This is a genomic window from Mesorhizobium sp. M7A.F.Ca.CA.001.10.2.1 (assembly GCF_003998575.1).
Lineage (GTDB): Bacteria > Pseudomonadota > Alphaproteobacteria > Rhizobiales > Rhizobiaceae > Mesorhizobium.
Genome location: NZ_RZQY01000145.1, coordinates 1 through 10,845 on the forward strand (window position 1 = coordinate 1; position 10,845 = coordinate 10,845).

At 60.0% G+C, this 10,845-nt stretch carries 12 protein-coding genes and 1 pseudogene; all 13 read left to right on the plus strand.

Features of this window, described 5'->3' with window-relative positions; genetic code table 11:
• A partial coding sequence (locus tag EN964_RS37660; protein WP_164775796.1) for a hypothetical protein occupies positions 1-598 on the plus strand: 598 nt, incomplete at its 5' end.
• A 116-nt stretch (positions 599-714) separates the two neighbouring features.
• On the plus strand, positions 715-3,087 hold the full coding sequence (locus tag EN964_RS12260) for a hypothetical protein (RefSeq protein WP_127271044.1): 2,373 nt from the start codon (positions 715-717) through the stop codon (positions 3,085-3,087).
• Positions 3,084-4,529 (plus strand): hypothetical protein, encoded by a 1,446-nt coding sequence (locus EN964_RS12265; protein WP_127270719.1) that lies wholly within the window; start codon positions 3,084-3,086, stop codon positions 4,527-4,529. The genes EN964_RS12260 and EN964_RS12265 overlap by 4 nt, the downstream gene beginning before the upstream one ends.
• Entirely contained in the window at positions 4,529-4,942 is a 414-nt protein-coding gene (locus tag EN964_RS12270) for a hypothetical protein (protein WP_236383071.1), read from the plus strand. The genes EN964_RS12265 and EN964_RS12270 overlap by 1 nt, the downstream gene beginning before the upstream one ends.
• Positions 4,943-4,951: 9 nt before the next feature.
• The gene (locus EN964_RS12275) at positions 4,952-5,317 is read left to right on the plus strand and encodes a hypothetical protein (RefSeq protein ID WP_127270717.1); all 366 of its coding nucleotides are present in this window, start codon (positions 4,952-4,954) and stop codon (positions 5,315-5,317) included.
• Positions 5,318-5,473: 156 nt separating this feature from the next.
• The gene (locus EN964_RS12280; protein WP_236383072.1) at positions 5,474-5,677 is read left to right on the plus strand and encodes a hypothetical protein; all 204 of its coding nucleotides are present in this window, start codon (positions 5,474-5,476) and stop codon (positions 5,675-5,677) included.
• A complete protein-coding gene (locus tag EN964_RS12285; protein WP_127271041.1) occupies positions 5,674-6,777 on the plus strand; it encodes a hypothetical protein in 1,104 nt (367 codons plus the stop codon). Before EN964_RS12280 ends, EN964_RS12285 begins: the two co-directional genes overlap by 4 nt.
• A gap of 5 nt (positions 6,778-6,782) precedes the next feature.
• Complete coding sequence (locus EN964_RS12290) at positions 6,783-7,766, plus strand: phage major capsid protein (RefSeq protein ID WP_013531602.1); 984 nt, start codon at positions 6,783-6,785, stop codon at positions 7,764-7,766.
• Between the two features lie 12 nt (positions 7,767-7,778).
• On the plus strand, positions 7,779-8,270 hold the full coding sequence (locus tag EN964_RS12295; RefSeq protein ID WP_127271039.1) for a hypothetical protein: 492 nt from the start codon (positions 7,779-7,781) through the stop codon (positions 8,268-8,270).
• Positions 8,271-8,330: 60 nt separating this feature from the next.
• Entirely contained in the window at positions 8,331-8,516 is a 186-nt protein-coding gene (locus EN964_RS12300; protein WP_027036502.1) for a hypothetical protein, read from the plus strand.
• A gap of 39 nt (positions 8,517-8,555) precedes the next feature.
• Positions 8,556-9,245: a hypothetical protein gene (locus EN964_RS12305; protein ID WP_127271037.1), complete on the plus strand. Its 690-nt coding sequence runs from the start codon at positions 8,556-8,558 to the stop codon at positions 9,243-9,245.
• On the plus strand, positions 9,245-9,949 hold the full coding sequence (locus EN964_RS12310) for a hypothetical protein (protein WP_127276398.1): 705 nt from the start codon (positions 9,245-9,247) through the stop codon (positions 9,947-9,949). Before EN964_RS12305 ends, EN964_RS12310 begins: the two co-directional genes overlap by 1 nt.
• Positions 9,946-10,845 (plus strand): annotated as a pseudogene (locus tag EN964_RS12315) (hypothetical protein); the annotation flags it as partial. The gene EN964_RS12310 and the pseudogene EN964_RS12315, both read left to right, overlap by 4 nt.

The following is a 10,845-nucleotide window of genomic DNA, read 5'->3' on the forward strand; positions in this document are numbered from 1 at the left end:
CAATTTATCGTGGCGGTCAATTCTCGCCCGGGCGGGAGAGAGCGAATCTGGAAGTCTTGCCTGCCGATTTGCTCGATTATTTGCGAGAGACGTAAGCCGCAAAGAGTGTCCGAAAGAACTCACCAAGCAGAGTCCGTTTTCTTCAGGCGTGGTTAAGAACCGCGAGCCGATTGTCTACGCATTGATTGACCCGGACCAGATCGAAAGCGGCAGCATCAAAGCAATCCCGAAGGAGCGACTGAAGAAAGCGGAATTGAGCGTCTGCAGAGCTTGGGAAGCCACGGCTGTTGAAGCCTGGGAAAACATTATGCAGGGCCAACTTGCGAAAAATCACCAGAGAAAAGATGCCGGCTACATTTGGGCATCGGCTGGAGAAATCCGCAAAATAAGGCTTACAGATGTCAACGCAGGGGCATTTTGTGTCATCGATGATGGGCTGAAAAATTTCAAGGCTCATGCGGTGTTAGGGTACTCACCAGCGCCAGAGGGTTACGATCCCGTAAAGATGGCAAATGAGCGCCTCGCAGCACGCGGGAACTTGCTTAAATTGTTCGAGGGTAGCGGCGTGAAAAATTGGAACGAGTGGTCGTTCAACTAACGGGCCTGCCACAACCGCCAACCAATCCCTTCGCCGTTCGTTGGTCCGCGCGGGGCTGATCCCCTAGCGTTTCAAGCGGCTTATGTTTTCGCTGGCTGGCCCGGCATCTTGCCGCCATGGCCAAGGCTGACAAGCGCACACCCGACCAGCAGAAGCAGGGAAAGGCCCTTCGCGACGAGGGCGCCAAATGGCTGAACCGTGTCGAAGCTGCCGGTAAGCTTGAAAAGCAGTGGCTGGATGATGCCGAAAAGGCCGTCAAAGCCTTCACTGGCGAGACATCGAGCCGCGACTACACCACGTCGACAACGCTCGGCTCGACCTACGATTTCAACATCCTATACGCCAACGTCGAAACCATCGTGCCGGCGGTCATCAACAGCCCGCCCGCGCCAGACGTGCGGCGTCGTTTCGCGGATGAAGATCCAGCCGGCAAAGACGTGGCGGAAATCATCGAGCGATCGATAAAGGTGCAGGTTGACGATTCCAAGCTCCAGGTCGAACTGGAGGGCGAGGCTCAAGACGCCTTCCTGGCTGGTCGCGGCGTGGTGCGGCTCCGGTTCAAGAGCGACATCGTAGAGGATGTGACTGATGAGCTTGCGGCCGAAGACGGTGGAGAAGCTGCTAAGGCAGAAACTGACGGGTATGGCCCCGGCAGCGGTGTCGCAGATGGCGGGGAGCCTGACGCCTCTGTACAGGTCGACGCCGCCCAAGCACCCACGGGGGCTTCTCAGCCTTCTGAACGGCTCGCAAACGAGCGCATCGAATTCGAAGCCGTAAGCTGGCGCGATTTCCGCCATGGTCCGGCCAAGCGCTGGAGCGAGTGCCCATGGCTGTCGTTCCGGTTCGTCGTCTCGCGCGAAAACGAAGATACGGCGTTCGATTCCGCCATGATTGGGATGCAGACGAGCGACCAGGAAAAGAAGGCGCGCGGCGAATCCGACAACGACCTGACAGGTTGGGAAATCTGGTGCAAAACCAGCCGCAAGGTCTACTTCGTCGACGATACGGGCGTGATCCTGAAGACAGTCGATGACCCGCTTGGCCTCACGAATTTCTTCCCGATCGCCACGCCAGTGCAGCCGATCGAACTCACCGGCCGCCTGATGCCGGTCAACCCTTTCTCGATCTATTCGAAGCTCGCCGACGAGCTGGACCTGACCACAAAGCGCATCAACATCATCACCAACCACATGAAGGTGAAAGGCTGGTATTCGGGCGATGCCGGCGACATCGGCAATATGCTGGCGGCCGACGACACGGAATTTGTCCCGATCGGCAATGCTGACATCTGGGCGGCCAATGGTGGGCTCGCTGGAGCGGTCGCGTTCTGGCCGGTGGAAAAGTTCATCCTCGTCCTTCGCGAGCTGTACAACGCCCGTGAGCAGACCAAGCAGGCGATTTACGAAATCACCGGGATATCGGACATCGTTCGCGGTGCTTCGAAATCCAACGAGACGCTAGGCGCCCAGCAGATCAAGACGCAATGGGGCTCGCTGCGCATCCAGAAGATGCAGCGAATGATGGAGCGCGGCGCGCGCGACCTGTTCGTGATGATGTCGGAAATCATCCCTGCGAAGTTTTCACACGAGACGCTTCAGCAGATGACGGGCGTCCAGATCATCCCGACGCAACAGGATCTCACGCCTATCCAGCCGCCGCCACCGCCGCCGCAGGGTGCGCAACTGCCGCCCGACCAGATGCAGCAGTATCAGCAGGCCGCCCAGGCCGCCCAGATGGCTGAGAAAGCCCGGCAGGCCAAGCTGGCACAGATGCAGGCTGTTCAGCAGCTTCTCACCCAGAAGCTATCGACCATGTACCGCATCGATGTCGAAAGCGATTCCACGGTGAAGGCGGACCTGTCTCGGCAAAAGGCCGAAGCTGCGGAATTCCTGCAAGGTGCCGGCGCCTACTGGGCTGCTGTCGGTCCAATGGTCCAGTCCGGGGAGCTTCCGAAAGAGGTTGCCGTCGAAATCTTCGCGGCCAACTCCCGGCTGTTCAACCTCGGCAAGTCTGTCGAAGACGTTCTGGAAAAGATGGTCACCGATGCCAAGGCGAAAGCCGCACAGCCTGAGACACCAAAGCCTAGCCCCGAACAACAAAAGGCTGAAGCGGAAGCGAAGACGCGAGAGGCGGACGCGGCAGCAAAAGCTGCTGAAGCGAAGCTCAAGGGCGCCCAGGTCGAACAGGGTATGCAGTTCGCCCGCGAGCAGCACGACATGACGATGAAGGAAAAGCAGTTCGATCTGCGCTCCAAGCAGATTGCGGCTGCAACCGATCAGAACCAGGTCTTGGCCGCGAACGGCATTGTTCCTCCGCCAATTCAGATTGACCCGATCGGCGGCGAGGCGGTTTTGAAAGAGATGGCCGCCCAACGTGAGCAGTTCGGCCAGTTCATGATCATGGTCACCAAGGCACTCACCGCGCCGAAGAAGGTCATCAAAGACCCGCAGGGCCGCCCGATCGGTGTTGAAACGGTGCCGATGCAATGACTGTATCGCTGAAGCATAAGTTCACGTCGCTCATTCCCGACGCGGGCGACCCGACGATTGTCCAGCCATCGAACTGGAACGACGAACACGCCCTGACCCAGGCCACAGAGACCATCCTTGGCCGGGTAAGCGCGTTGACGGGCGACACCGAGGAATTGACGCCCGCACAGGTTCGCGCGCTGCTCAACGTGGCCGATGGCGCCACGGCCAATAGCTCGGACGCCTTCCTGCTCGCCAGAGCGAACCACACCGGCACACAGCTTGCCGCCACGATATCGGATTTCGCGACGGCGGCATCCCTGGTCTGCCTGCCTCTTGCTGGCGGGACGATGACCGGCAAGCTGGTAACGGACGCGTCGGAAGCGGTGCTTGGCGCGGGTTTTAATGTTCCCCACGGCATTGTGCCAAATGCGCCTGCGGATGGCGATTTCTGGACCACTGCTGCCTTTGGCTTGTACGTTCGGGTAAACGGCGTCACCAAGGCGATGGCGTCCCTCGACAACGCCTCGCAGTGGACCATTATCCAGACATTCAAGACCAGTTCCACCACGGCGGCATCGATTAGACTTCCGCACGGTGTTGCACCGAACGCTCCGGCGAACGGCGACATGTGGACCGCAACCACGGGCCTGTTTTACCGGATCAACGGTGTCACCCAGACCGCTCTATCGGTATCGGATGCCGCCGCCGCTTACCAACCCCTCACCGCCAACCTCACTTCTTGGGGAGCCATCGCTCGCGCGGCCAATTTTGACGCATTCGTCGCCGCACCATCGTCGGCAAACCTCCGGACCTTGCTTACCGATGAGGTAGGAACTGGCTCGGCTTATTTCGTCGGCGGCGCGTTGGGCACACCTGCATCGGGTGTCGCAACTAACTTGACCGGCCTCCCCATCGCCACGGGTGTTTCGGGGTTGGCTGCGGGCATCGCCGCGTTTCTTGCGACCCCATCATCGGCTAATTTGCGGGCTGCTCTCACCGACGAAGTAGGAACCGGTGCAGCATATTTTGTTGGCGGCGCGTTGGGAACGCCCGCGTCGGGTGTTGCCAGCAACATGACCACCGCAACAGCGGCTCCCGGCACCAACAATACCCAAATTGCAAGCACCGCTTTTGTGACTGCCGCCGTTGCCGCCGTTGATTTTGGTGCCGGCAACGCTGCCCTCGCTTTCGGCGCGGTCGGTACTTACGCCCAAGTGTTCAGCCTAACTGCCACGTTGATCACGGAAGGTCTAACGATGGCCGGGTCTACGCTGCAACCGGCTGGTTTCTCAGAAGCCGTCACGACAGACCCCGGCGATGACACCACGTATGGCTCGGGTGGCGCACCTTTTATCAAAGGCGGCACGGCTCTGTCGGGAACTTGGCGCGCTATGGGTCGTGTCTCCACGGGCGGCGGCGCAATCCGACGCAGAACGTTCTTGGCGATGAGGATTTCCTGATGGAGTTCCGCAACCCGAAATACAATGCGGCCGGCACGATCGATGTTGAGATCAACCATCCGCAATTCGGCTGGATCCCGTTTTCTGCCTCTCCCGACGACGACACGGTTTATGGGCCAGAAATTTTTGCGGTTGCCATCGCTGGGGTTGTTGCGCCCTATGTGCCGACTGTGAGCAAACCGGAGATCCCTGCCAGTGTCTCGGCCAGGCAGTTCAAACTACAGCTTCTGGCATCAGGTCTGCTCGATGCGGTAGAATCGTTCGTCTCAGCACAGAGCAGGGCAGTTCAGATCGCATACGAGAATAGCGGCTCGTTCGTCCGGACGGAACCTATGATGCTGGCCGGCTTCGCCGCGCTCGGTTTCGACGACGGGCAGATCGACGCGTTTTTTGTGGCAGCGTCCGGCCTATAGGATCGGGATATGGCCTTCGCCACAGCCTTCCAGGGGAATGCGTTCCAGGCAAATGCGTTTCAGATTGTGCCCCCTGAAACTGACACTCGCCAACCTGGCGCCGGTCACTACAGGCGGCGCCCAACGATCTATCTGGACCGGCACGGCAAGCCCGTCGACATTCACGCCCGCAAAGTTGAACCCCTTGAATCGGAAATCCTGCCGGAGCTGACGCCGGCCATGGTTGAAGCGCTTATGGCAAAGATGCATGTCCCTCAACTGCCCCAAGCCGACCCCATGGCCTCTATCATGGCCAAGATGGGCCAACTGATGATCTCCCGCGAACTCGACGCCATGGTCGACGACGACACGCTGATGGTCCTGCTTCTCTCCTGAATTCCAAACGGCTTATCTTTTCGCACCGACAGACCGCACCCTTCATCCTGCCTCCAAGCGGGACTTGAAATGGCTCGGTACGTGTTTCGAAACGGCATCTTCGTTGACCGGCAAACGGGCGCTCCCATGGAGAAGCCATTCGCCGGCCAGATCAGCATGCCGAATGTCATCTCCGACATTCCGGAGTACCGCTCGCCGATCAACGGCGCGGTAATCGGCTCACGCTCTCAGCGGCGCGATGATCTGAAGAAACACAATTGCGTCGAGTACGAGCCCAGCCTTTCCCCGACCAAGGGCAAATTTCGCAATCCCGACTTCTGCCAGAAGCGGGGCCTTCAGGTGTCAGAGGAATTTCGATGAGCGCTCAACTTGCTGCCGTGGCTGAAGCCGCACCGGTCGTCGTCGATGCCGGCGCGATCAACGACAATGCTGCCGCCGATGATACGGCTCTGGAAGCCATCTGGAACAAGAACGAACGCGATAACGGGGCGGAGCGTGAGAACGGCAGGTTTGCAAGCGGGGACCGGTCCGAAGCGGCCGATACGATATCGCCGAAAGGCGGTGATGGCGGGGAACCGGCTGGCGATGGTCTGACGCCTGGCGCCGGCACGGTTCCCCTGCCTGACAACTGGAAAGGTCTTCAGGGCGCTGATGTCGTCAAAGGTGCCTGGGAGAAGACGCCCGCCGAAATTCGCGCCTTCGTCGCCGCTCGCGAACAGGAGTTGCAAGGCCGCCTGTCCGATCATGGCCGGCAGCTTTCGACCGTCAAGCCAATTCAGGAAGTCATCGATCGGCATTCCCACTACTTCGACCCGCAGAAGGGCCGCAAGCTCGCTGATGGGTCGGTGGTAACGCCTGCGAAGGCAATCGATTTTCTGTTCAATGCCCAGGCCAATCTGGACCGGGCTCCCGTCGAATCCATCATGGCCATCATCGACAGCTACGGCGTGCGCGACAAAATCGCAGCAGCATTTGGCCAGACCGTCCAGCAGGGCGAAAGCGAATTGCGGCAAGAGATTGCCGGGTTGAAAACGTTGCTCGCAACGGTCGGAAACCCCGCAAGTATCGACGACCGCATAAACCAGAAGCTTCAGGAACGCGCCGACCAGACATCGGCCGAAACTGAGTTGACCCGCTTGTCAGCCGACAAGCCGCTCTACTCGGAAATCCCTGAAGTCGACATGGTTGAAGCAATCCACAAGGCGCGAAGGAAGCTTGGCGATGCCGCCTCGAAAGAGGCCGTGTTCGGTCTGGCTTACGACATGGCCGTGAACGCCGATCCCGATCTTCGGGCCAAAGCAGCCGCTGGAAAGCCAGCCGCTTCGAATGGCGCCGCCAAGGTCGAAGGCGCTCGTCGAGCCGCCGCCGTCAACATCCCATCAACCGCATCAGGCAAGGGTCGGGCTCTCACCGAAGAGGAAGAGTTGGCCGCTGTCTATGATCGCAATCAAAAGGGTTAAACACCATGGCTGGTCCGTCGACCACCTTCACTGAAATGGTGTCCACCACGCTTCGCAACAGCGCGAACGAGGTGGCGGACAACGTTTCGAAGAACAACGCCTTCCTCAACCGGCTGAAGAAGAAGAACAAGATCCGCAACCTCGATGGCGGCACCGAAATTCAGGTGCAGCTCGAATACGCGGAAAACAACACCTATCAACGCTATGCCGGCCTCGACACGCTGAACACCAACGGCTCGGATGTCGTCACGTCCGCGAAATTCGACTGGGCGCAGGTCGCGCTGCATGTCGTTTCCAGCGGCAAGGAGCTTCGCCAGAACAGCGGCAAGTTCGCGATGATCAACCTCGTCAAGACCAAGAAGGGCAACGCGCTGAAGACCGCCGCGAATAACTTCTCGGTCGATCTGTACTCGGATGGTTCGCTGTCCAACCAGATCGGCGGCCTGGCCAACATTCTCCAGACCAATGGTCAGGGCACGGTCGGCGGCATCGATTCCGCAACCTGGACGTTCTGGCGCAACAAGTTTCTGGAGGCCACCGGCACCAACCTTGCCGCCTCGCCTTCGGCAGCAAACGCCGCATCGTTCAAGGCCGACATGAACAAACTCTGGCTTGCTCTGACGCGCGGCGCCGACAAGCCGGACATCATCACCTTCAGCCATGACTTCTATTCGCTGTACGAACTCGGCGAGCAGCAGCTTCAGCGGTACATGGACGCCGACATGGCCCAGTCGGGCTTCATCGGCCTGAAGTACAAGACCGCAGACGTGATTTTCGACGACAACACGAATTTCACGACCACGGCAGAGAAGGGCTATTTCCTCAACACGGATTACGTCTACGTCGACCAGCACAAGGAAGCTCAGTGGACGCAGGACGACGAGAAGAAGCCCGTCAACCAGGACGCCGTTGTCATCCCGTTCTACTGGATGGGCAACCTCGTCACCTCGAACCGGTCGCTTCAGGGCGTCCTCTTCGACGCGGCATAAGGAGCGGAAACCATGACCTCTTTTGTTGGCGCCAACATCACCAAGACCTACACCGCGGCTGATCTCACGGGCGCGGAAAGCGGCAAGGCTCCCCGCCTTGGCGACACCTACGAATCCTATGACGGCAAGGTCTATCGGTTCGTGAAATACAACCAAGGTGCCGGCGCTATCGCCGCCGTCGCCAACAACGTGGTTGGCTTCTACGCGCCGGCCGGCGTCTCTGCCGGTCAGACGAACGAAGTCACCTCTGACGTGTCCGACACCGCCGCAAACGGTGCCGGCGTTCTCGCTGCTGCCCCCGGCAATGGCGAATATGCCTGGATACAGGTCAAGGGCGTGGCAACGCTTACGACCGCGCTGGTCTCCGGTGCGGACGGCAACGGCCTTGTTTTGTCGGCCACCACGGATGGCACCCTGAAGGTTGCCGCCGCCGTGACTGATACGGTCTGCGCCTACGCAATCGACGCTTCGGCGAAGATTGTCATGTGCGCCTTCCCGTACTGATCCGGCTTCCGGGCGGGGCTTCGGCTCCGCCCGTCCCCCTTTCAACCGCAGGAGTACGGAATGCCAAAAGTGAAAGCAAAGGCCGCGTCAGCCGATACCGGCGCGGTAACGAACATCAGGAAGCTTTGGAACGGTGGCGAGCGCCTTCGCGCAGCCGAAGCCTTCAAGGCAGCAGAATTCGACGAGGACCAGGCAGACGCCATCTTGGCGGAGCTTCCCGACCTCCGCGACCTCATCAGCGAATAAGGGCGCTTCGGCGCCCGCTACGTTTCAGGAGCAATGCACATGTCCGAAAACCAAGCCCCGATGATCCGCGTGATGGGGTTCAAGACGAGCTACGAGATGTTGGCGGTCAAAGGCGATCCGGTGACGGAGAAATGCGACCTGAAGGGCTACAAGCTCGACGCCAGCGGCCGGCGCTTGCTGGAGCGGCAGGCGGAGGACTGGGTGACCTATTCCCCCTCGCACTCGCCGATGAACACCAAGACCACCGAACGCGTTCGCCTGATGCTGCCCGACCCGTCGAAGATGGGCGAGGACCAGGACGGCGAGAAGCTGAAGTTCATGACGGCGCGCTGGATGCAGATTGAGCCGGCCTATGATGCTTTCAAGAAGGGTCAGGATATCCCGGTCAATGGCATGGCGCTGGCGGCGTGGCCTGGCGTCTCGCCCGAACAGGCCGAAGTGCTTCGTCAGTGCGGCATCCGTACGGTGGAAGAAGTCCGCGACCTTCAGGAAGGCCAGATGGATAAGGTTCGCCTGCCCAACATGCGCGAGATGCGCAAGCAGGCAAAACTGTTCCTCGAGAACACGGACGCGGCCAAGGCATCCGAGCGCGAAGCCCAGAAGGACGCCATCATTGAACAGATGGCGGAGCAGAACGCGGCCATGGTCGAACGAATGGCCGCCATGGAAGCGCTGCTTGAAGAGCGGACCCAGCCCAAGGGCAAGGGCGGGGCGAGGGACGCCGCCTGATGTCCATTCTCGATGTGGTGAAGGGTGCAGCGACCGTACTCGGCATGGACGTGCCGACGCTGGTCTATGGCGCCACCAATCGAGAAATGGTTGAGATGCAGGAACTTGCCAACGTGATGGCGTCGGAAATCGTCGACGCCTACGACTGGCAAAAACTGCTGGTCCTGAAGACCTTCATCGGTGACGGCACCACGGCCGATTTTGACCTCCCGGACGACTATGAGCGAATGCAGCAAACGTCTTCGCTCTGGTCGTCCCGGTGGTTGTGGGCAACGAACCATCTGACCAGCCCGGATCAGTGGATTGAGCTTCAGGTGACGCCGATCGCCACGGTGAACGGCTACTGGATTATTTTCGGTGACCAGTTTCACCAATGGCCGGTCATGGCCAGCACCGAGACGGTGAAGTTCTTTTATGTCTCAAACGAGATTGTGAAGGCGAGCAACAATTCCCTGAAGCCGGCTTTCACGGAAGATGCCGACACGTTCAGGCTCTCCGAGCGGCTGCTGAAGCTCGCCATCATCTACCGGTGGAAGCAGAATAAGGGCCTTGCCTATCAGCAAGCCCAGGACGACTTTGAAACGCTGAAGCTTCGCATGATCGACAAAGATCCAGGTTCAAAGCCGGTCGTGTCGGGCCAGCCGCCCCTTAGCTGGCGCGGTCGCAATGTCGCGTGGCCTGGGACTGTCACAGGTGCCCCGTGAGGCTTGGCGAGCGTTTCCCCGGCCGCCGCAAGGCTGTTCCGGTCCCGGCTGCGGCTAAGGCCCAGCCGTACACTTTCGGCGCGCCTGTCGCCGGCTGGGTGACCAATCAGAGCCTTGTGAAATCCAAGCCGTTTTCGGCCCAGACCCTCGAAAACTTCCTTCCGACCTCTACCGGCATCAGCATGCGCGGCGGCTCGGTAAAGCGTGCCACGATCGGCTCCGTCCCGGTTGAAAGCTTCATCACGTACAATGCTGGCGGCACGAAGAAGATTTGGGCTTGCGATGCGACCACCATCCGTGATGTCACAGCGCCGGCCTCGCCGACTGTGCCGCCGGCCGCGTCCGTTTCGGGCCAGACTTCCGGCTACTATTCCTATGTGAATTTCACCACGTCTGGCGGCTCGTTCGTGGTGGCGGTCAACGGAACGGACTTCCTTCAGCTCTACAGCACCACCTTCGATTGGTCGGCCGTCAATGGCTTGGCCACCTATCGGCTGAACTTCGATACCCAGACGGTCAACTATGTGACTGGCCAGACGATCACGGGCGGCACCAGCGGCGCGACCGCGACTGTCGTCAAGTCGATCGACAACGGCACTACGGGTTCGCTCTACATTCAGAGCATCACCGGAACGTTTCAGGACAACGAGACCGTCACCGGCTCGATTGCCGGCTCCGCGAAGGCTGACATTCCGGGCGGCGTGGTGCAGATCTCCGCCGCGATTACCGGTGTGGCGACCTCTGTCCTGTCGCATGTCTGGCTTTATCGCAATCGGCTGTTCTTCATTGAAGGCGGCACGATGCGCGCGCGCTATCTCGGGGTGGACAGCGTGACGGGCGCCCTGGGCTCGCTGAACCTGTCGGGCATCTTCCAGCGCGGCGGCTCGCTGCTGTTC

What these genes read in the sequence shown, in the direction of transcription:
- EN964_RS12260 (WP_127271044.1), top strand. Translation starts at nt 715, where the DNA reads ATGGCCAAGGCTGACAAGCGCACACCCGACCAGCAGAAGCAGGGAAAG.
- EN964_RS12265 (WP_127270719.1), top strand. Translation starts at nt 3,084, where the DNA reads ATGACTGTATCGCTGAAGCATAAGTTCACGTCGCTCATTCCCGACGCG.
- EN964_RS12270 (WP_236383071.1), top strand. Translation starts at nt 4,529, where the DNA reads ATGGAGTTCCGCAACCCGAAATACAATGCGGCCGGCACGATCGATGTT.
- EN964_RS12275 (WP_127270717.1), top strand. Translation starts at nt 4,952, where the DNA reads ATGGCCTTCGCCACAGCCTTCCAGGGGAATGCGTTCCAGGCAAATGCG.
- EN964_RS12280 (WP_236383072.1), top strand. Translation starts at nt 5,474, where the DNA reads ATGCCGAATGTCATCTCCGACATTCCGGAGTACCGCTCGCCGATCAAC.
- EN964_RS12285 (WP_127271041.1), top strand. Translation starts at nt 5,674, where the DNA reads ATGAGCGCTCAACTTGCTGCCGTGGCTGAAGCCGCACCGGTCGTCGTC.
- EN964_RS12290 (WP_013531602.1), top strand. Translation starts at nt 6,783, where the DNA reads ATGGCTGGTCCGTCGACCACCTTCACTGAAATGGTGTCCACCACGCTT.
- EN964_RS12295 (WP_127271039.1), top strand. Translation starts at nt 7,779, where the DNA reads ATGACCTCTTTTGTTGGCGCCAACATCACCAAGACCTACACCGCGGCT.
- EN964_RS12300 (WP_027036502.1), top strand. Translation starts at nt 8,331, where the DNA reads ATGCCAAAAGTGAAAGCAAAGGCCGCGTCAGCCGATACCGGCGCGGTA.
- EN964_RS12305 (WP_127271037.1), top strand. Translation starts at nt 8,556, where the DNA reads ATGTCCGAAAACCAAGCCCCGATGATCCGCGTGATGGGGTTCAAGACG.
- EN964_RS12310 (WP_127276398.1), top strand. Translation starts at nt 9,245, where the DNA reads ATGTCCATTCTCGATGTGGTGAAGGGTGCAGCGACCGTACTCGGCATG.